Source organism: Methylobacterium oxalidis, assembly GCF_007992195.1.
In the GTDB taxonomy this organism is placed as follows: domain Bacteria; phylum Pseudomonadota; class Alphaproteobacteria; order Rhizobiales; family Beijerinckiaceae; genus Methylobacterium; species Methylobacterium oxalidis.
This window is the reverse complement of record NZ_BJZU01000105.1, coordinates 12,882-29,025: the sequence shown is the minus strand read 5'-3', so window position 1 is coordinate 29,025 and position 16,144 is coordinate 12,882. Positions and strand designations below refer to the sequence as shown.

The window sequence follows — 16,144 nt, the reverse complement described above, 5'->3', positions numbered from 1 at the left end:
ACGCGGCACGGGCCGCATGAGCATCTCCGTGGTCACCATCGTGCTGACGGCGGTCTTCGTCGCCGGATGCCTGACGATCCAGCTGCTGCAGCGATGGGCCGTCCAGGTCGCCGAGGGCCTGACAGTTCTCCTCTTCACCGCGCTCGCGCTTCTGACGGCGCTGCTGATCAGCGAGCCCGTGACGGGGGATGCCGCACGCGGGTCGGGAAGCATCTCCGCCCGGGTCGAACTCCTCGGCGATCCCTTCGGGAGCGTGCAGGCCTCCGTCAGCGAGGCTGCCGGCTCGGCTCGGCCTGGCAGCCGCGCGCACTGACGGCGCCGGCCTCAGCCGCCTCCACCTGCGGCCACATCCTGCGCCAGCCACGTCGTGATCGCCTTGTGATCGGCATGCTTCAGGCCGAGGCCACCGCAACTGATGAAGGCGCCGATCGCGAACAGCGCCACCTTCTGGCTGAGTTCCGGATCCGGGGCGGAGCCGGTCGCCTCCTCGATCGCCCGACTGGCTCCATGGGCCGCGCAGGCCATCGCCAGCGCGGCTTCCTCGGACAGATCGACGAACTGCTTCGGCGGGACGCTCATCAGTGACCTCAGCGGCCGCCCCGCGATCAGGGCGCGCCATCCACCTCCCGAGCATTTCCGCCGACCATTCCCGCAGACATGCCCGATGGACCTCGGGAAGTTCCGCACGGGTCGGAAACGTACCGGCCCCGCTCAGCAGCCCGAGCAGATCGGTTTGGCCGCCGTCTCGCCCGCCTGCAGCAGGCGGCTCATCCGAGCGTCCCGGTCGTAGCTCGGCGCCGGGAGAAGGTCGGCGGGCTGTTCCTGTTCAGGCATCGTCGAGAGAGCTCTCACCGCGGCGGGCGGGCGGGACAGACCGATCGGGCGCAGCGGCTCCCATCTCTGCCGGGCGGCTTCCGAGGTCCTGAGCGCCGCGATCGGGGTCACGCTCGTGGCCGGATCCGCCGGCGGCGACGCTGTCAGCCGGCCGGGAAGATGTTTCGGCAACGTACTCGTATAAAGGGCAGCCTTAGGGGCTGCTCGCTTAGGAAGAGATGTGTATTTACCTGTCCGCTCAGACAGACGAGAGCAGCCTGCAATCAGCACAAGAAGCGCACATGAGGCTGCTAAGCGCAGCATAGACATGAGAATTACTATGTGCGCCGCATCCAGACTCCGCAATTGATGGGGATGCGAAACGACGCTAAGGCCAAGGTTCTCCCAATTTGGTGCGGAACCGCGCCAATCCCGCTTCGAAACCGCTTGGCCGAAGTGCCCCCAACGCGCGCGCAGGACGTGATTGCCCGTCGTGCGGTGCCGGAACAGCCGGTTGCACGCCCTGGTTGCCGGCGTAGACACGGAGGATCGCGATGCTGAAAATCGCTCGCACAGGCCTGCTGGCGCTGCTCGTCGGTGCGCAGGAGGCTCTCGCCCAGGCCACCTCTCCCGCACCGCCGGTGCCGGAGAGCAAGCCGGCGACCGCTCATCCGCCGGCGGGGGAGGTCGACCTCAATTGGCTGTGGCTCGCGCTGGTCCTGGCGCTGGTGGTGGTCGCGATCTACGTCGCCATGCAGCGCCGGCGGCCACCGGGCCGCACCTGATCCCGCCGTCGGCGCGAGCCCCCTCCCGGTTCCGAGGATCCGGGAAGAGGCTCCGGAGATCACATCATCCCGCCGAAGCGGACGGCGTCGTCCGTCTCCGAGGGATGGTACGCGTGCCCGACCGCCGAGACGGCGGCGAGGGCGACGAGCGCCGTGATGATGATCGCGAACGCGCGCAACTGCTCCTTCATCGTGCGTGTCATATGGCACCTCCTCCTGTGGTGGCCTGGACCCTATGAGGCCTTCACGCCGCGGCTTCCGTGATCGGGATCATGGACGGCGGGCGACGGACCCGGACGAACAGGAATCCGATCTGGGAATTTCGGCGGCGGGCGCTATCGTTGGGACATGGCCGATCCGCTCGATCAGGACCCGGTACACGATGCCATCGAGGCCCTGCGCGCGGCCGGCCGTACCGTGATGCCGGCCGAGGGCGGCCCGGGCCTCTACCGGGTCGACCACGGCCCGGAGATGACGGGCGCCGACGTCCTGGCCATGGCGATCGGGATGGGGCTCTTGGACGGTCCCGACGAGATCGAGTAGCCGATGCCGGACATCTTCGAGGCGCACAGCTTCGCCATCACGGCCCATGCGGGACAGATCGACAAAGGCGGGCAGCCCTACATCCGGCATTTGGAGCGGGTCGCGAACGCGGCGGTGAAGCGCGCCGGGCACGCTCGGGCCGTCGACCGCATCGCCATCGACCCGATGGAGGTGATGCAGGCCGCCATCCTGCACGACGTCCTGGAGGACAGGCCCCGGACGGAGGCCGACCTCGTCGCGGCCGGCTTCCCTGCGGTGGTCGTCGAGATGGTGAGGATCCTCACCAAGCCTACGTCCCGCACGGCCTACTCGGAGCGGATCGGCGCGGTGATCGCGAGCCGCAACCTCGGCGCCCTCCTCATCAAGATGTCCGACAACGAGGACAACGTCGGTCCGGACCGGACCTTGCCGGACGGCGCGTTCCTGCGCGAGCGCTACGCCACGTCGCTCGCCCGCCTGAGGGAGGCGGCCGCAGCGCTGGGCTACACCGGACCCTGACGGGAGTCCGGCGCGGGCGCGTCAGGCGGCCCGTTCGGCCGCACGGTGACGGAGCCGTCGATCAGGTCGATCGCGCTCACGCGCGGGCCGCGGACCTCCGGATCCTGCCGCTCCCAGGCGTCGAGCACGCCATTCGCCGCCTCGATGATCGCGCCCGGCGCCCCGCTCGGCACCTGCGGCCGGATCGCCTCGGCGAGGCGCGCCAGCATCGTCTGCTCGGTCTGCGGATGCGTCGCACCCGATATCTGCCGGCTGTAGGCCGCGTAGACGTTCTCTGCGACCGTGCGGGCGACGCGATCGGCGTCCGGGGTGTCCTGCTGCATGCCCTCGCTCTCCCGGGGGGACGGCGTCGTGCCGCTCAACTCGGCTGCTCCTCGACCTGCTCGAGGTCGTCCTCCGGGATCGGGCCGGGGGGTTGCGGTGCGGGCGGGTTCGGCGGCGGATCGCCGTCCGGCGTCAGCGGCCCGGGCGACGGGTCGCCGATCGGCTTTGGATCGCTGGCGGGCTGGGGGGTGTCAGCTGGGTTCATCGCGTCCTCGTGGTGCCGAAGATCACGCGCGAGCCCGGCTGCCTGTTCCACCGCGCGCCGTCTTTCGCGAATCCGGCGAGAGGGCCCGTCCGGCGAACCGGGCGGGCGTGTCGGCTCCTACTTCTTCTTCGAGTCCGGGCGCTCGCCCGGGCCGGGCGGATTGGTCGGATCGGCCCGGCCACCGGGCTGACCCGCGACGCCCGGCGCACCGCCGCCGACATTGGCGCCGGGCGCCGTGCCGGTCGTGTGCGGATCGCGCTGCGCCTTGTCCGCCGCCGGCTTCGTGCCGCCCGCCCCCGTCGTTCCACCTTCGGCCGCCGCCGCGGCCGTGGTGAGTGTCATCATGGTTGCGGCACAGATGCCGAGGATAGCGATCGTCTTCATAGACTTTGCTCCCCATGATGTTGAACCGGTCCCGAGGTCTTCACCGCGGGCCCGATCGGTTAACGTGGATTATCCTCTACGGGTTCAAGCTTCGAGCGGGCAGGAAAGAGCCCGCCGCGGCGCACCGGGCGGGCTCAAGTCTGTCAGGTCCGTACGGCATTGCTGCCGGGAGCCAATACGGTCGGAGCCCCGAAAAGGTTACGTGCTCGGCCGCTCCGTCCGCATCCGCACGCCGGCACCTGGGCGACGAGGCCGCTTCCGGCTCGCGTGATCGGAAGGATCGACCGGATCAGCGCCGCTCCCCGAGCCCACGCGGACCGCTCGAGACAGTCGATCGGCCGGATGGGGGCGTGGCTGGAAGAAAGCGCCCCCCGCCCGGCGGCATCCCGCAGGACTGGTCGAGCGATTGCTTACCTCCTTATTGCCGTAGACCGCGGAGTTTTCGGCGATACGCTTCCGGTCTCGACGAGGTGAGCATGACGTATGTGCTGATTGCTGCGGGCGGGTTCGTCGTGGTGGGAATGCTCGCCCTGATCGGCATGGTCAGGCAGGCGCCCCTGTGCGACGACGACGAGCTCGAGCGCGTGGCCCGCGAGGTGCAGGCGCAGCAGGACCGGGATGGGACGGCCGGCCACGCCGACGAGCCCGCGCCGTTCGCGCAGATCCTGGCCGCCTGAGCTCCGCCGAGCCCGCTACTTGGTGATCCGCACCGATACGGGGTCGCTCGCCGGGAACGTCTCCTCCACGCCGGCGTCGAGGCGTTCGTCGAGCCGCGTGCCCCTGTTCTCCGGCAGGTCGCCCTCCGCCGGCCTCGCGGCCGGCGGCACGGGGACGCGGCGCCGGCGTCCCGCGCGTCTCGCCTCGTCGTAGGCGAGCAGACCCAGGCCCGCTCCGATCAGGAGGGCCGGAAGGGGATGCTCGCGGATCGTCGCGGCGAGCTGCCCGAAACCCTCGCCCAGGCTACGGCCCGGGTCGCGCAAGCCTGCGAAATCCCTGGCGAGCCCCGGACCCGTCAGGCGGGATTGGAGGTCGCCGAGGGTGCGGTCGAGCCTCTCGCGGCTCGCCTCGACCTCGTGCTCCAGTTCGTCGGCGGACCTGCTCATTCGTCCATGCGCTCCGTGATGATCTTGGCGTCCTGCTGCACCTGCCGCTCGGTCCGCCGGGGCTCCAGGCCTGCCGGAGAGGCCCGACTGCGGCCCCAGAGGGCCAGCGCCAGGGCGATCGCCGCGAACAGGCCGCCCACGATGAGCGCCGCCAGCGCCTCGGAGTTCAAGAGGACCGCAAGACCCTTCACGAGGGCCAGGATGAAGACGAGCAGCGCGGTGAGAACGAACACCGCGGCGGCGGCGAAGAGCGTGATGCCGAGGACGAACCGCTCCAGGCCCTCACCCATCTCGGCGCGGAACAGGGCGATCTCCTTGCCGATCAGGTCCTGGGTCTCGCGCAGCGCGTCGCCGAGAAGGGTCGGTATGCTGCGGTCGGGGGAAGTCCGCATCGGAGCCTCAGATGTCCGGCGTGGGGAAGACGTCCGCCGGCACGACGGCGTGCGAGCGGGGGATGGGCCGGAGCTCGGAGGCCCTGAGGACGCGGTAGAGAGCGAGGCCCGCGAGCACGGCCGCGGCGGCGGCGACGGCGGGCCGCCGCCGGATCGCCGCCTCCACCTCGTCGTAGAGCTCGGCGGAGGTCCGGCGCGCGATCCCGGCCGAGAACTCCGTGACGCCGTCCGCGGCGCCGTCGAAGAAAGCCTTCACGTTGGGGCTGTCCGAGAACCCGTCGCCGCTCGTCCGGATCGCGTCCGCGATCTCGGAGACGGCCCGGGCGACGTCGGCCTTTCGCCTCTCGACGTAGCTCTGCGTCTGGCCGCGGACCGCGTGCGCGAAGCTGCGGGGGTGTTCTCGAACGGCATCGATGGGGTCAGATACGCGATCCTGTCCGACGTCGAGCATGGGGCCTCTCCTGCGGGCATCCGAACCGGCCAAGAAGAACCGCAGGGGCAGGAAGCAGTTCCGCGCGATCGCGTGGCAGCGGCGCGTGGCCGCTCGGCCTCTTCGGCGCGAAGGGCGGCCTCACCCGTCGCAGAGCCGATCGAGCACGGTCGCGAGGAGCGAGAGCCCGATCCTGCCCGAGTAGCCTGCCGCCACCGCGACACCCGTTTCCCTCCCGGCCCCGCTTTCCCCGACGAGGCTCAGCGTGTTCGCGCCGCCCGCCGACCAGAACACTTCGAGGCGCTCGTCCGGAAGTGCGCAGGCTGCCAGCAGCAGGGCGGCGTCGGCCCAGGCCTCCCCCACCACGAGGACGTCGAAGCGATCCGTCGCATCCGGCGGCGGGTGTCCCGTGCAGGCGGCCCACGCCTCGACGAAGAGCTGGCGGGTCGGTGCCGCCGCATCCGCGACGCGCTCGCGCAGGGTGTTGAGGGTCGCTCGATCGGTCATCGGCCAGGATTGCGTGACAGGACGCCCGCTGTAGCAGGTTTCACGCCGGCCTGCCGCCGGGAGCCCCGGCTCCGCCGCTGTTTGCTGTCCGAGGTCTTCGCGCGCAAGATGCTCGGACAAGTCGGGTCCGCACAGATGTGGCGCGCCCTACGTGAATCGAACCCGTGTTTTCGTCATGAAAGGGCAGTCACAGGACGGATCCTGAGAAACATGATGAGCTCAGCGCCCTCTGTCGCTCGCAAAAATCCGTCATCTACATCATAGTTCGCCAGCACTTCTGTGTGAGACGATCTGTGAGACGCAGCATGGCCAAGCCCGTGACGTTCGACAGTGCTGCGAAGCGTACCAAGCTCGCACTGGGGAAGAACCCATACTGGCACGGCATCTCCGGAGGGCGAGGGGGCGTCTCTCTCTCGACTATCGCAAGGCGGCCCGCGGTCCCGGCATGTGGGTAGCGAAGCTCGTGCTTGGCGGAAGGCGATTCGAGGAGCGCCGCGCGCAGGCCGACGATGCCGGAGCGGAGCCCGGCGCCCTGCCCTACCCCACTGCCGAGACGGCCGCCATCGAATGGAAGGCTCGGCTCGAACAAGCCGAAGGAGCCGATACCGACGTGGCGGCTGTGCAGGTTCCTACGGTCCGATCGGCGGTCGAAGCTTACGTCGCAGCTCGAGCCAGTCGTACGGCGACTGCAGGCCGTGATGCCGAGAGCCGTTTGTCGAAGCACGTGTTTTCCGATGCAGACTTTGCCGACATGCCCATGGCGCGCCTCACGGCCAGCGCGATCCAAGCCTGGCGTCGACGCCTGTCGAAGGGTCTGGCCCCGACGACGGTCACCGCCTCCTCAACGATCTCCGGGCGGCATTGAATGCCTCGGCCGATCTGCATCGGCGCGCCCTCCCCTCCACTATTTCCGCGGAGATCAAGTCGGGCACGAAGGCCGTCTTTGCCGATTCGAACGCCCGCAAGCAGGTGCTGCCCGATGCTGAGATCCGTCGGCTGGTCGATTCAGCCTTCGCTGTCGATGACACCAGCGACTTCGGCCGCCTCGTGCTCGTCATGGCTGCGACCGGAGCTCGGCTGTCGCAAGTTGCCCGCATCAAGGTCGCCGATGTTGAGGTTGCCCCGTCCCGCATCATGGTGCCGCCATCGCGGAAGGGATGGGCTGCAAAGCGCGCTACCCCGATTGCCGTTCCGGTCGGCGCCGATGTCATCGCCCGCCTCCAGCCGGCGCTGTCCGGCCGTCGCGGTCATGAGCCCCTCCTGCTGCATTGGCACAAGAAGCAGATAGGGCCGGCAGAGTGGGAGGGGGTCGACCGAAGACCTTGGGCGTCTGCGTCCGCAGCTGTCCGTCATTGGGCTGCCGCACGCGACATCGCTGCCGTCCCGGCCGACACGGTGATGCTGTGCCTGCGCCACAGCTCGATCGTCCGCGCGCTGAGCGCCAGTGTACCGGTGCGTCTCGTCGCGGCTCTCCACGACACGAGCGTGCAGATGATTGAGGCGCACTAATCGGCCTACATCGTCGATGCGACGGAGGAGATCGCGCGCCGTGCCGTCACGCCGCTGGCTCCGGTCGAGGTGACGCCGCTGCCCTCTGTTGAGGGCGCTGCCTGACCTGATCCCTGCGGGAAAACGACCTGCTTGCCCGTGGACGCGAAAACAGCGGCCCTGCCGGTAGCACGGAAGAACCGCCGCTTTCAAATACAGCACCTTGAGCACGAGCGCTTGTTCAGGGCCGTTCGGCAGGAAGACCATTCATGGACAGCAGCAATATGCCGTCGAACGGTGAGCTTGTGCAGTTAGATCATACCGGATCGGACAACTCTCCAGCGCTAAGATCTCCACGGGTCAATCCGTTCCGACGGCTGTGGGAAATGGACTACCGACGGTTCGTCCCCATTGTGCCGCCACAGGCCGAGCTATCTCCCCATTCCTTCATCGCCAGGAGACCGGCGTCCCGCGGCAAGGCCGTGGGCGAACTCGGGCAGCACGGCTGGCGCGGCTTCAACTAGCACCAGCACGAGACCGTCGAGAGCGATTGCGACCGGTCGTTCGAGATGTGGACGGGCGTCGGCTGCAAGATGGGCGACTGGCTGATCGCCATCGACATCGATACGTTGGCGCCGGATCTCGCCGAGAAGGCGCGCGCCGCGGCTCTAAAGATCCTTGGCAATGCACCGCGCCGCGTCGAGCGCGCTCCAAAGCTCCTGATGCTCTACCGCATCACCGAGCCGCTGCCCTACGAGCCGGTGGAGTTCAGGGGTGCGGACGGGAAGACTGAGCGCGTCGAGGTGCTCACCGACGGCAGGCAGGCCGTCTTCGGCGGCATCCATCCTGCGACGTTGCTGCCCTATCGCTGGCCTGCTGCCCTCATCGTCTGGCGCTTCATCGAACTGTGGTCTTGTCAGACGCTCAAAGGTCGTCGGGCAGACTTCCTCGCGACCCAGTGTCCTGCGCGGATGACGGGCGCAATGAAGAGGCCCCGCGGTCCGTGAGGCTGTGGGGCAGGATGTGTGCATGGGGCGGCCCCGCCAGCATCGATCGGGGATGGGGTTGACGTCCACCAGCGGAGCCATGTCAGGCGACAAAGCCAACTGAGGCATCCCTGTCCCACCACCGCCAACAGCCCTCGCAAGTGTGAAGTGTGAGGTGCACGAAAAAGCCCGCTCGGCTAGGCCGAGCGGGCTGAGGATGCAGGGTTGAGTGGTCCCTCAAACGAGGTGCCAGCCCTGCTCGATGACATTCACGAGGTGGGTCTGCGCCTCGACACTCTCCGAGATGGCCACTGCCACCTCCGCTCGGCTGATGCCGTGCGTGAGAGCGGTGGTCCAGCTTTCGAACCCGGCATCGTCAGCGTGGCGCCCGAGCGCGCCCATGTACAAGCTGTCGACGAAGGCGGCGTCAGAGGGCTGGACGAATTTGGTCTGGAATTCCGTCGAGGCAGTGAACACGTGGGCAAGGTCGGAGCGCGTCAAGCTCTGGCCGTCGAGTGCCGCTGACCAAGCCTGGATGCCAGCCTCATCGCCAGCCCGGCCCAAAACGGCTTGGTACAGGTCCTGGACGTAGGTGGCGTTGTTCGCACCCGCGTGTGCAGACTGGAACTCCAGCGAATCCGCGAACGCGTTCGCGATCGTGGAACGGCTGCCTCCCTGAGCAAGGACTGAGGACCAAAACTGGACACCAGCGTCCTCGGCGGTGCGCCCGAGAACCTGCTGGTACAAGCTCTCGACGAACTGCGTGTCGGTCAGTCCCGTGGTGATGACCTCGTACTCATCGGACGAAAGGAACGCGCGGACCACATCCTGCAGACTGGTGCCGTGCTCGACCGAATTGGTCCAGCCCTGGAGCCCGCCTGCTTCAGGAGCTCGATCAAGAACACCATAGTAGAGGCGGGCCACGTCGGAGGCGGTCGGATCCGGCGCGAGCGTCGCGTTCGAAGACAGAGCCGTCAGTCCGGCAACATTCTCAGCGCTCTGAGCGAACATCAGAGCCACATCCGCACGTGAACCGCCGTTGTCGAGGTACTGCGTGTAGGTGGTCAGTCCCTCAGAATCGCTGCCACGGTGGAGTGCGGTCTCATATAGCCGCTCGACGAATTCCGCGTTGCCGGTAGCACCGACATGACTTTGCGCCTCTGCGGAGCCGAGCATCGAGGCGGCAATGTCGCGCAACGAGGCGCCGTTCTCTGCCGATCGGATGTAGCTCTCGAAGCCGAGCGCGTCGGGAGCGCGATCCAGGACGGCATCGTAGAGCTCGTAGATTGCCTTGGCCGTGTCGTCGAGGTGAGGACCGAAGCTACCGAAGAGGTTCTGGTTCGGCACCATGTCGAGGCTGAACGAGAAGTTCGTGCTGACGCCCTCGTTCCCAGCGACGTCGGTAGCCGATGCCGTGAGATTGTAGGTCTGGCCGCTGCCGGTTGTGAGGTTAGGCAGGGCGAAGCTGAAGTTGCCCTGAGCGTCGCTGACGGCCGTGCCGAGCACGGTGCTGCCATCGCGGATCGTGACCGTCGCGCCTGCATCCTCGGCGCCGATCGCGCCGACGATTGTGTGTCCGTCGATCACGTTGGTCGCGCCGGTCACGCTCGATATGGCCAGCGTCGGTGGTGTCGAATCTGCGCCACCAGCTGAGATATTGCCAAAATCTGGTGAATCGAAATAGAAGGGCTGTCCATAGTTGTTGATTGCGAAAACACGCAACGTAGTGATACCGGCAAAGTTGAGAGCCGTGATAGTCGATGTATAATTTTGCGTAACATCTGTTGGATTGTAAGTAGCTTGCATGGAGGCAGCGACGTTACCTCCTGCATTGAGGCCCTGAAAAATTAGGAAATCTGTAGTCGTTCCGGCATTGACGCCGTAGATTGACCCAATATCGACCGTGTTGCCGTTCGAAGCCTTGATGTCGACGTTGTAGTAAGATTGACTCGTCTTAAACGCCGAAAAGAAAGATCCAGAAAATCCCCCGTTTGTGTCGTTTGCTTGTACGCTGCCACTGTTTAGAACGTTGATGACGGCATCGCCTTCGTTGCCATCGGTGACAACGGCCACATTGATGTTAACCATCTCTTGAAACTTCGCTGATCCTGCCTTCCGATGTGTGAAGCAACAGCGAGAGTTTCGAACGCAATCGTTCGATAAGCGTTAAGGTTGATGGCTGGCGGTCAGCGTGTTTCCGATGTGCACTCAAACTGACAAGGAGGTATTTCTGCAATTGCAGCATTTTTTACTGACGCACTAGCCTTTCTGCGCCCTGCGAGATCTCGAAATGAAAAAGCCCGCCGCGGCGAGCCGAGCGAGCTAGAGGCGGTTCGCGGGTCTCAGGAAGCGAACTTGTAGTTGTATAGAACGGCTCCAGGCCTCCCGCCGTCACCGCGCAGCCACACCCGTGGCGTGTTGAGCGTGGCGCGGATGAATTAGGCCATGCGCGGTGGGTGCCGGCGGGGCTGAAGGAGTTTCGTCAGGTGCTGAGCCCCCAAGCCGTCGGTTCTCATCGCTTCCGGTGCCGCCTCGCTTTCCCGAGCAGCGCCATGGACGCAACCATGGCCGCAGCGGCGCTGTCCTGAACAGCCATATCGGGCCGATCAGGCATCACGAAGAACCACGCCAGTGCCGTGGCCACAACGACGATCGCGGCTGCGGCGGCGAGCAGTCGGATCTGCTCTTTCGTAGGCTCTGGCAGTGGCTCCGGCATCTGGCCTCTCCGATGGCAGGGTCTAGCCGACCACGCAACGAACTACGCAATATCGAGGAAAGGCATAGCTTCTACATCTGAACCTACAGACGGTCATCGACGACCGCACGAGGGGTGGAACAATGCTCGATATCGTTCTTCGCTTGGTCATCTGCGGCGCCTTCATGGTCGGTACGGCGCACGTGCCGACGCTGACCTCGGCGCATGCCGCTCCTCAGGTCGCCAAGCTTTCGAGCATGTCCAAGCCGACCCGCGCATGCCCGCCGCAGTGGGCCGCGGTCGTCTGGACCTGCGTGGCTTGAAGGGAGCGACGATGCTGACCCTGCTCACCCTCCTCGTGGCCGGCAACTTCGCGCTCGCAGCACTCTTCTCGATCGCAGCAGCGGCGAGCGACTGACATTGCGCCTTCATCTCTCATCCAAGCCGGAGCGAGCGGCGGCCTCAACGTTTTCTGTCGCGGTTGAGGGGGGCGACACCCGCATGCCGCGAGACAGAGAGCCCGCAGTAGGGTGGCGCCGGTCGGGACGCTGATGTCCGCTTATTCTACATACCGCAGGCGGCTGCGGACCGGCGGCTTCCTGCCCAAAGCCGTCGTTCAGCCAGGATAGCACGCTTCTTGGGAGCGGACATCGGAGCAGCTCAGATCACAGCCGACCCCGCTACACCAGCCGCCAGTGCAACGGGTCGAGACGCCGCATCAGTGCCAGCATCGTCGTCGCGTCCGGCATCGCCATGAGGCTCGTCACGGTCTGGCTCAGGCCCTCGACCGCCGGGCCGCCGCGCCCGACGCTCCCGAGCTTTCCCCGGAAGCCGTGCTCGCTCCGGGCGAGTTCCTGCAGGTCCGAATCGGTCAGTGCCGACATGAGGGGTCGGCCGCGGCAGGGAGGCTGATCATGGCATGCGCCTCGATGTGGCGGGAGCGCTGATCGCCGCTCAGCGGCTTGGGCGCGACGTGGCCCACGCGCCGCTTCTGCTGCGACCGGCGGCTGGCACTGGCTCGGCTCACGCCGAAGCGCTCGGCGGTCTGTCGACAGGTCGCACTGGCTGACATTGCGGACGCCACGCGATGGCGAAGATCAACGGACAAGGTTGCCGGTATGAGCGCCTCCTTGCCCCATCAACCCCCAGCCACCCTGCGCAGCTTCCGGTCGGACGAGCCCCGCTCTAGTAGGGCGTTCCGTCCTTCCTGGAGAAGCGCCAAGTCCCGCTCGCATCCATCAAAGCCATCAGGTCGTCCTGCGGATAGGTCGCCTCGTCTCCGCGGCTGCGGTCCCCGATCTCGAGGATCAGGCAGTCACGGTTCGTGCGGTTCTCGAGATGGTGCGCCGTGCCGTTCGCTGGGAAGCCAGCCACCATGCCGGGCTCCAGACGCGTTTCGCCCGCATCCGTGAGCAGCGTCGGCTCGCCATCAAGAACATAGATGAACTCGTCTTGGCATGTGTGGCGATGGTGGAGGGCTGACACCGCTCCCGGTCGCAGCCGGGTGAGGTTCACCCCGAAGTTCCGAAGCCCGAAGAGGTCTCCCAGTGGCTGCTTGATCCGCCCGTCCATCCGCGAGGCGAACGGCTCGGGATAGTTGCTCGCCTTGGCCCGGACAGGAGCGTCGACGGCGCGGATGGCGGGGGCGGAGGTGGTCATCGTGAAAGCGTCCTGCTGCGACAACACGGACCAAGGGTGGCGGCTACCGCTTCCGGCCAAGGATTCCTGCCGTCGCGCAGCCAATCCAGCGAGTCGGTCCAGAACGTGCCGTTGCGGCGGGCATGGAACAAGCCGAAATGGCCGATCGTCGTCGCGCCCAGCGCAGCGGGCGTCAACTCGACCTGCGTGCGGGGACTTGCTGCGTAGTAATCGAGACCCCGGCGGATCGCGGGCGGCGTTCCGAACGCGTCGTCGGTCGTTCCGACGGCCAGGATCGGGGCTTGCACGGCCGCGAAGCGGGCGAGGATCGCCTCGCGCGCGCGCCGCGGGTAGCTGAGTTCCATTCGGGCACGGCGAAAGCTCCACTCGTAGGCGATGCCGGCTGGGAGATCCTCAAGCCAGCCGAGTTGCCGGCCCGGGAAGTAGCCTGCCAATGCCGTCATCGCCGGCATCGCGAAATGCCACTTCGCGACCATGCGGAGCCGGTCGCCGACGGCGTAGTCGGGCCAGTAGGCGAACTGTGCGCCGACAGCGAGGTAGCGGTCGACGAGATTGGCTGCCTCCGCGAAGCCGGGAAGAAAGCCGCCGATGCTGTGCCCGACGACGAGCAGCGGCCCGCCGCGGCGGGCGCGGGTCCATCGAACCACAGCATCGAAGTCCAATTCGCCCCAGTCCCGCCAGCGGATACCGCACCCCTTCAGAGTGGCCGGGCGGGAAGTGCCGATTCCGCGGTAGTCGTAGGTCAGCACCTCGAACCCGTGTGCGACGAGAAACCGTGCGTAGGCGTGATAGTAGCCCGCGAGGACTCCGGTCGCGGGGTTCAGCACCACCGTGCCGAGCATCGGCTCCAGTCGCGGATCGACACTCCAGAGGTGACCGTGCAGCACGTAGCCGTCCCGGCATCGAACCGTCACCGCTTCGGCGAGTGCGCCGCCGGCAGCGAGGGGGTCGACGACGAGCGTCGACATCACGCCCGCGCTGACATGGGCAGACCGGCGGAGACCGGCCGGTCGTCGATCGGGAAGTGGAGCAGAGCGGCTAACAGGCCGGCGAGAGCCGTGGCCGCCCAGACCGGACCGTAGGAGCCGGTCGCGTCCAGAACGACGCCGCCGAGCCACGCGCCGAGGAATGATCCGATCTGATGGCTCAGGAAGACGATGCCGAACAAGGTGCCGAGATGGCGGACCCCGAACACTTTCGCCACGAGGCCGCTCGTCAGCGGGACGGTGCCGAGCCACGTCAGGCCCATGACGGCGGCGAAGAGTACGACCACGGCTTCGGTCTTCGGCACGAGGGCGAAGGCGCCGATCGCGACGCCTCGGATCAGGTAGAGCCATGCGAGGACGTGCTGCTGGCGGAAGCGTCCGCCGAGCCAGCCGCAGCCCCAGCTGCCAGCCATGTTGAACAGGCCGATCAGGGCGAGAGCCGTCGCGCTCAGGCTCGCAGGCATGTGGCAGAGGGAGAGGTAGCCCGGCAGATGCGTCGCGATGAAGGCGAGCTGGAAGCCGCAGGTGAAGAAGCCGAGCGTGAGAAGCTGGTAGCCGGGGTTCCGGCAGGCTTGCACGAGCACGTCGGAGAGGCTGGCTGATGTGGTCCCGGCGTCGGCCGTTGATCGTCGATCACCGCCGTCGAGCCAGAGGCCGAGCGGGGCAACCGCGAGGATGATGCCGGCGAGGGCGAGAAGTGCCGCCGTCATGCCCGCGGCCGATGTGATCGTCCCGGCGAAAGGCACGAGCAGGACCTGACCCAGCGAGCCGCCGGCGCTCGCGAGGCCCAATGCCGAGCTGCGGCCCTCCGGCGTGGCCGCCCGGCCGACCGCCGTCAGCACGACCCCGAAGCTCGTGCAGCTGATGCCGATGCCGACCATCAGCCCCATACCGAGGAGGAGCATTGGACCCGAGGGTGCAAGGGCGGCCAGCGCCAGGCCGCCGGCGAAGACGAGAGCACCGAAGGCAACCACCGGAGCGACGCCATAGCGGTCCGCCGCCGCCCCAGCGAAAGGCTGGGCGAACCCCCAGACCAGGTTGTGGAGAGCGATCGCCAGCGCGACGGTCGCCACCGGGATCCCGTGCTCGAACGAGAACGGCCCGAGGAACAGCCCGAAGGTCTGCCGGATACCCATCGCGCCGCTCAGAACCAGCGCCGCGGTCGCCACGACGAGGATCGCGCCGCTCCGTCGTTCCCGCAACATCCACCGGTTCGAGATCGCTGCCATCGCTCTTCTCCTCGGATGCGAAGGTCGCAACCGGGTGCCGGCGAGGCAAACGAGAAGCTCTGCGCGACCGATGAGCTGTGCTCACGAGGTGGTTGCCGCCTCGGCGGGCGTGGGGCAGCCTCGGCCGCCCACGGATCTTGCAACGGGAGACATCCGCGTCGCTTGGTCGGATACGATGGCCGAGGCCTCCGTCAGGACCCAGTCCCGAAAGCTGCGGAGATCCTGTTCCTGTTCGACCAAGTCGGAGCTGACCAGCCAATAGGTCGTCGCGGCCGGGACTGCCTGCCCGACCTCGACGAGGGTGCCGTCGCGGAGTTCCCGGTCCATGAGCGATCTCCGACCGAGAGCGATACCCAAGCCAGCGGCGGCCGCCTCAAGCGACAGCTGGATCGTGTCGAAGCGCATCGTGCCGAGCGAAGGAACATCGGCGGCTCCGGTGGCGTCGAGCCACGCCTGCCAATCCTCGCTGAGGGACGTGACGTGGAGCGTGGTGGCGCGGGCGGGGTCGAAGCCGCCGGCGCTGGCAACGGTCTCGCGGTAGCTCGGGCTGCAGACCGGAACCAGCCATTCTCCGAACAGGGGGCTCCAATTCGTCGGCGCGGCCGGGATCCGGCTCATTCGGATGGCGAAGTCGAATCCGTCGACGGGAAAGCCGACCGGACGATGGGAGGTGTCCAAGTTGATGGCGATCCTCGGATGCTTGGCGCGGAACGCGTGGAGCCGCGGCAGCAGCCATCTCGAGGCGACCGTCGGCGCACAGCTCACGGCGATGGTCCTGCCCGAGTGCGGCGTCGGCAGGCGCCGCGTACCGACAAGGATGAGCGACAAGGCCTCGGACACGTAGGTGAGGTAGTCGGCCCCTTCGCGCGTTAGCGATAGCCGGCCGGGTTCGCGCAGGAACAACTTAACGCCGAGCGCCCGTTCCAGACCGACGATCCCGTGGCTGACGGCGCTAGGTGTGACGTTCAGCTCGGCTGCCGCCTTGGCGAAGCTCAGATGCCGACCGGCCGCGTCGAAGAGCCTGAGGGTCGAGAACGGCGGGGTGCGGGTTCGCATACCTCCTCCGGCATAACGGACGACAGCCAAGCGTAGCAGGTGTCAGGTTGGCGGCGCCAGC

At 67.2% G+C, this 16,144-nt stretch carries 27 protein-coding genes; 10 read left to right on the top strand and 17 right to left on the bottom strand.

The window, feature by feature from the left end:
* Positions 1-16: 16 nt before the first annotated feature.
* Positions 17-313: a hypothetical protein gene (locus tag MOX02_RS22515; protein ID WP_147028072.1), complete on the top strand. Its 297-nt coding sequence runs from the start codon at positions 17-19 to the stop codon at positions 311-313.
* 11 nt (positions 314-324) lie between these two features.
* Here MOX02_RS22515 and MOX02_RS22510 read toward each other — a convergent pair whose 3' ends face one another.
* Positions 325-579, bottom strand: coding sequence for a hypothetical protein (locus MOX02_RS22510; RefSeq protein WP_147028071.1), 255 nt, complete (start codon positions 577-579; stop codon positions 325-327).
* 132 nt (positions 580-711) lie between these two features.
* A complete protein-coding gene (locus MOX02_RS32720) occupies positions 712-834 on the bottom strand; it encodes a hypothetical protein (RefSeq protein WP_280525349.1) in 123 nt (40 codons plus the stop codon).
* A gap of 533 nt (positions 835-1,367) precedes the next feature.
* Here MOX02_RS32720 and MOX02_RS22505 point away from each other — a divergent pair.
* Entirely contained in the window at positions 1,368-1,598 is a 231-nt protein-coding gene (locus MOX02_RS22505; RefSeq protein ID WP_147028070.1) for a hypothetical protein, read from the top strand.
* 59 nt (positions 1,599-1,657) lie between these two features.
* On the opposite strand, the gene MOX02_RS31455 is transcribed toward MOX02_RS22505, so the two are convergent.
* The gene (locus MOX02_RS31455) at positions 1,658-1,801 is read right to left on the bottom strand and encodes a hypothetical protein (RefSeq protein ID WP_170267957.1); all 144 of its coding nucleotides are present in this window, start codon (positions 1,799-1,801) and stop codon (positions 1,658-1,660) included.
* Between the two features lie 145 nt (positions 1,802-1,946).
* On the opposite strand from MOX02_RS31455, the gene MOX02_RS22500 reads away from it, so the two are divergent.
* Positions 1,947-2,141 carry a hypothetical protein gene (locus MOX02_RS22500; RefSeq protein ID WP_147028069.1) on the top strand — a complete coding sequence of 65 codons (195 nt, stop codon included), beginning with the start codon at positions 1,947-1,949 and terminating at the stop codon, positions 2,139-2,141.
* 3 nt (positions 2,142-2,144) lie between these two features.
* Entirely contained in the window at positions 2,145-2,639 is a 495-nt protein-coding gene (locus tag MOX02_RS22495) for an HD domain-containing protein (protein WP_147028068.1), read from the top strand.
* Here the strand turns inward: MOX02_RS22495 and MOX02_RS22490 are convergent.
* From MOX02_RS22490 to MOX02_RS22485, 3 genes are all read right to left on the bottom strand, one after another.
* Positions 2,624-2,962, bottom strand: coding sequence for a hypothetical protein (locus MOX02_RS22490; RefSeq protein ID WP_147028067.1), 339 nt, complete (start codon positions 2,960-2,962; stop codon positions 2,624-2,626). The two genes, MOX02_RS22495 and MOX02_RS22490, sit on opposite strands and share 16 nt — an antisense overlap.
* Before the next feature lie 35 nt (positions 2,963-2,997).
* A complete protein-coding gene (locus MOX02_RS31450) occupies positions 2,998-3,168 on the bottom strand; it encodes a hypothetical protein (RefSeq protein ID WP_170267956.1) in 171 nt (56 codons plus the stop codon).
* A gap of 117 nt (positions 3,169-3,285) precedes the next feature.
* Complete coding sequence (locus MOX02_RS22485; protein WP_147028066.1) at positions 3,286-3,552, bottom strand: hypothetical protein; 267 nt, start codon at positions 3,550-3,552, stop codon at positions 3,286-3,288.
* 476 nt (positions 3,553-4,028) lie between these two features.
* Here MOX02_RS22485 and MOX02_RS22480 point away from each other — a divergent pair, with 476 nt between their 5' ends.
* Positions 4,029-4,229, top strand: coding sequence for a hypothetical protein (locus tag MOX02_RS22480; protein WP_147028065.1), 201 nt, complete (start codon positions 4,029-4,031; stop codon positions 4,227-4,229).
* 15 nt (positions 4,230-4,244) lie between these two features.
* Here the strand turns inward: MOX02_RS22480 and MOX02_RS32850 are convergent, their stop codons facing one another.
* The 4 genes from MOX02_RS32850 to MOX02_RS22460 all read right to left on the bottom strand — a co-directional run bounded on the left by MOX02_RS32850 (position 4,245) and on the right by MOX02_RS22460 (position 5,984).
* Entirely contained in the window at positions 4,245-4,655 is a 411-nt protein-coding gene (locus tag MOX02_RS32850; RefSeq protein WP_147028064.1) for a DUF3618 domain-containing protein, read from the bottom strand.
* Positions 4,652-5,047, bottom strand: coding sequence for a phage holin family protein (locus MOX02_RS22470; RefSeq protein WP_147028063.1), 396 nt, complete (start codon positions 5,045-5,047; stop codon positions 4,652-4,654). The genes MOX02_RS32850 and MOX02_RS22470 overlap by 4 nt, the downstream gene beginning before the upstream one ends.
* A 7-nt stretch (positions 5,048-5,054) precedes the next feature.
* Positions 5,055-5,498: a hypothetical protein gene (locus tag MOX02_RS22465; protein WP_147028062.1), complete on the bottom strand. Its 444-nt coding sequence runs from the start codon at positions 5,496-5,498 to the stop codon at positions 5,055-5,057.
* A gap of 120 nt (positions 5,499-5,618) precedes the next feature.
* Complete coding sequence (locus MOX02_RS22460; RefSeq protein ID WP_147028061.1) at positions 5,619-5,984, bottom strand: hypothetical protein; 366 nt, start codon at positions 5,982-5,984, stop codon at positions 5,619-5,621.
* A gap of 445 nt (positions 5,985-6,429) precedes the next feature.
* On the opposite strand from MOX02_RS22460, the gene MOX02_RS32320 reads away from it, so the two are divergent.
* The 4 genes from MOX02_RS32320 to MOX02_RS22445 all read left to right on the top strand — a co-directional run bounded on the left by MOX02_RS32320 (position 6,430) and on the right by MOX02_RS22445 (position 8,479).
* A complete protein-coding gene (locus MOX02_RS32320) occupies positions 6,430-6,849 on the top strand; it encodes a hypothetical protein (RefSeq protein ID WP_238178882.1) in 420 nt (139 codons plus the stop codon).
* Positions 6,846-7,493 carry a site-specific integrase gene (locus tag MOX02_RS32315; RefSeq protein WP_238178880.1) on the top strand — a complete coding sequence of 216 codons (648 nt, stop codon included), beginning with the start codon at positions 6,846-6,848 and terminating at the stop codon, positions 7,491-7,493. Before MOX02_RS32320 ends, MOX02_RS32315 begins: the two co-directional genes overlap by 4 nt.
* Before the next feature lie 248 nt (positions 7,494-7,741).
* A complete protein-coding gene (locus MOX02_RS22450; RefSeq protein ID WP_147028060.1) occupies positions 7,742-7,996 on the top strand; it encodes a hypothetical protein in 255 nt (84 codons plus the stop codon).
* A gap of 45 nt (positions 7,997-8,041) precedes the next feature.
* Positions 8,042-8,479 (top strand): bifunctional DNA primase/polymerase, encoded by a 438-nt coding sequence (locus MOX02_RS22445; protein ID WP_147028059.1) that lies wholly within the window; start codon positions 8,042-8,044, stop codon positions 8,477-8,479.
* Between the two features lie 216 nt (positions 8,480-8,695).
* Here the strand turns inward: MOX02_RS22445 and MOX02_RS22440 are convergent, their stop codons facing one another.
* Positions 8,696-10,546: a DUF4214 domain-containing protein gene (locus tag MOX02_RS22440; protein ID WP_147028058.1), complete on the bottom strand. Its 1,851-nt coding sequence runs from the start codon at positions 10,544-10,546 to the stop codon at positions 8,696-8,698.
* A gap of 424 nt (positions 10,547-10,970) precedes the next feature.
* Positions 10,971-11,174 carry a hypothetical protein gene (locus tag MOX02_RS22435; protein WP_147028057.1) on the bottom strand — a complete coding sequence of 68 codons (204 nt, stop codon included), beginning with the start codon at positions 11,172-11,174 and terminating at the stop codon, positions 10,971-10,973.
* A gap of 122 nt (positions 11,175-11,296) precedes the next feature.
* Here MOX02_RS22435 and MOX02_RS22430 point away from each other — a divergent pair, with 122 nt between their 5' ends.
* Positions 11,297-11,476: a hypothetical protein gene (locus MOX02_RS22430; protein ID WP_147028056.1), complete on the top strand. Its 180-nt coding sequence runs from the start codon at positions 11,297-11,299 to the stop codon at positions 11,474-11,476.
* 357 nt (positions 11,477-11,833) lie between these two features.
* Here MOX02_RS22430 and MOX02_RS22425 read toward each other — a convergent pair whose 3' ends face one another.
* The 5 genes from MOX02_RS22425 to MOX02_RS22405 form a co-directional block, all read right to left on the bottom strand.
* Positions 11,834-12,037, bottom strand: a complete 204-nt coding sequence (locus tag MOX02_RS22425; protein WP_147028055.1) for a hypothetical protein — start codon at positions 12,035-12,037, stop codon at positions 11,834-11,836.
* 301 nt (positions 12,038-12,338) lie between these two features.
* On the bottom strand, positions 12,339-12,812 hold the full coding sequence (locus MOX02_RS22420) for a cupin domain-containing protein (RefSeq protein WP_147028054.1): 474 nt from the start codon (positions 12,810-12,812) through the stop codon (positions 12,339-12,341).
* On the bottom strand, positions 12,809-13,780 hold the full coding sequence (locus tag MOX02_RS22415) for an alpha/beta hydrolase family protein (protein WP_147028053.1): 972 nt from the start codon (positions 13,778-13,780) through the stop codon (positions 12,809-12,811). The genes MOX02_RS22420 and MOX02_RS22415 overlap by 4 nt, the downstream gene beginning before the upstream one ends.
* Complete coding sequence (locus MOX02_RS22410; RefSeq protein WP_238178879.1) at positions 13,780-15,027, bottom strand: MFS transporter; 1,248 nt, start codon at positions 15,025-15,027, stop codon at positions 13,780-13,782. Before MOX02_RS22410 ends, MOX02_RS22415 begins: the two co-directional genes overlap by 1 nt.
* Positions 15,028-15,108: 81 nt before the next feature.
* Complete coding sequence (locus MOX02_RS22405; protein WP_147028052.1) at positions 15,109-16,083, bottom strand: LysR substrate-binding domain-containing protein; 975 nt, start codon at positions 16,081-16,083, stop codon at positions 15,109-15,111.
* Positions 16,084-16,144 lie beyond the last annotated feature (61 nt).

What these genes read in the sequence shown, in the direction of transcription:
- MOX02_RS22515 (WP_147028072.1), top strand. Translation starts at nt 17, where the DNA reads ATGAGCATCTCCGTGGTCACCATCGTGCTGACGGCGGTCTTCGTCGCC.
- MOX02_RS22510 (WP_147028071.1), bottom strand. Translation starts at nt 579, where the DNA reads ATGAGCGTCCCGCCGAAGCAGTTCGTCGATCTGTCCGAGGAAGCCGCG.
- MOX02_RS32720 (WP_280525349.1), bottom strand. Translation starts at nt 834, where the DNA reads ATGCCTGAACAGGAACAGCCCGCCGACCTTCTCCCGGCGCCGAGCTAC.
- MOX02_RS22505 (WP_147028070.1), top strand. Translation starts at nt 1,368, where the DNA reads ATGCTGAAAATCGCTCGCACAGGCCTGCTGGCGCTGCTCGTCGGTGCG.
- MOX02_RS31455 (WP_170267957.1), bottom strand. Translation starts at nt 1,801, where the DNA reads ATGACACGCACGATGAAGGAGCAGTTGCGCGCGTTCGCGATCATCATC.
- MOX02_RS22500 (WP_147028069.1), top strand. Translation starts at nt 1,947, where the DNA reads ATGGCCGATCCGCTCGATCAGGACCCGGTACACGATGCCATCGAGGCC.
- MOX02_RS22495 (WP_147028068.1), top strand. Translation starts at nt 2,145, where the DNA reads ATGCCGGACATCTTCGAGGCGCACAGCTTCGCCATCACGGCCCATGCG.
- MOX02_RS22490 (WP_147028067.1), bottom strand. Translation starts at nt 2,962, where the DNA reads ATGCAGCAGGACACCCCGGACGCCGATCGCGTCGCCCGCACGGTCGCA.
- MOX02_RS31450 (WP_170267956.1), bottom strand. Translation starts at nt 3,168, where the DNA reads ATGAACCCAGCTGACACCCCCCAGCCCGCCAGCGATCCAAAGCCGATC.
- MOX02_RS22485 (WP_147028066.1), bottom strand. Translation starts at nt 3,552, where the DNA reads ATGAAGACGATCGCTATCCTCGGCATCTGTGCCGCAACCATGATGACA.
- MOX02_RS22480 (WP_147028065.1), top strand. Translation starts at nt 4,029, where the DNA reads ATGACGTATGTGCTGATTGCTGCGGGCGGGTTCGTCGTGGTGGGAATG.
- MOX02_RS32850 (WP_147028064.1), bottom strand. Translation starts at nt 4,655, where the DNA reads ATGAGCAGGTCCGCCGACGAACTGGAGCACGAGGTCGAGGCGAGCCGC.
- MOX02_RS22470 (WP_147028063.1), bottom strand. Translation starts at nt 5,047, where the DNA reads ATGCGGACTTCCCCCGACCGCAGCATACCGACCCTTCTCGGCGACGCG.
- MOX02_RS22465 (WP_147028062.1), bottom strand. Translation starts at nt 5,498, where the DNA reads ATGCTCGACGTCGGACAGGATCGCGTATCTGACCCCATCGATGCCGTT.
- MOX02_RS22460 (WP_147028061.1), bottom strand. Translation starts at nt 5,984, where the DNA reads ATGACCGATCGAGCGACCCTCAACACCCTGCGCGAGCGCGTCGCGGAT.
- MOX02_RS32320 (WP_238178882.1), top strand. Translation starts at nt 6,430, where the DNA reads ATGTGGGTAGCGAAGCTCGTGCTTGGCGGAAGGCGATTCGAGGAGCGC.
- MOX02_RS22450 (WP_147028060.1), top strand. Translation starts at nt 7,742, where the DNA reads ATGGACAGCAGCAATATGCCGTCGAACGGTGAGCTTGTGCAGTTAGAT.
- MOX02_RS22445 (WP_147028059.1), top strand. Translation starts at nt 8,042, where the DNA reads ATGTGGACGGGCGTCGGCTGCAAGATGGGCGACTGGCTGATCGCCATC.
- MOX02_RS22440 (WP_147028058.1), bottom strand. Translation starts at nt 10,546, where the DNA reads ATGGTTAACATCAATGTGGCCGTTGTCACCGATGGCAACGAAGGCGAT.
- MOX02_RS22435 (WP_147028057.1), bottom strand. Translation starts at nt 11,174, where the DNA reads ATGCCGGAGCCACTGCCAGAGCCTACGAAAGAGCAGATCCGACTGCTC.
- MOX02_RS22430 (WP_147028056.1), top strand. Translation starts at nt 11,297, where the DNA reads ATGCTCGATATCGTTCTTCGCTTGGTCATCTGCGGCGCCTTCATGGTC.
- MOX02_RS22425 (WP_147028055.1), bottom strand. Translation starts at nt 12,037, where the DNA reads ATGTCGGCACTGACCGATTCGGACCTGCAGGAACTCGCCCGGAGCGAG.
- MOX02_RS22420 (WP_147028054.1), bottom strand. Translation starts at nt 12,812, where the DNA reads ATGACCACCTCCGCCCCCGCCATCCGCGCCGTCGACGCTCCTGTCCGG.
- MOX02_RS22415 (WP_147028053.1), bottom strand. Translation starts at nt 13,780, where the DNA reads ATGTCGACGCTCGTCGTCGACCCCCTCGCTGCCGGCGGCGCACTCGCC.
- MOX02_RS22410 (WP_238178879.1), bottom strand. Translation starts at nt 15,027, where the DNA reads ATGGCAGCGATCTCGAACCGGTGGATGTTGCGGGAACGACGGAGCGGC.
- MOX02_RS22405 (WP_147028052.1), bottom strand. Translation starts at nt 16,083, where the DNA reads ATGCGAACCCGCACCCCGCCGTTCTCGACCCTCAGGCTCTTCGACGCG.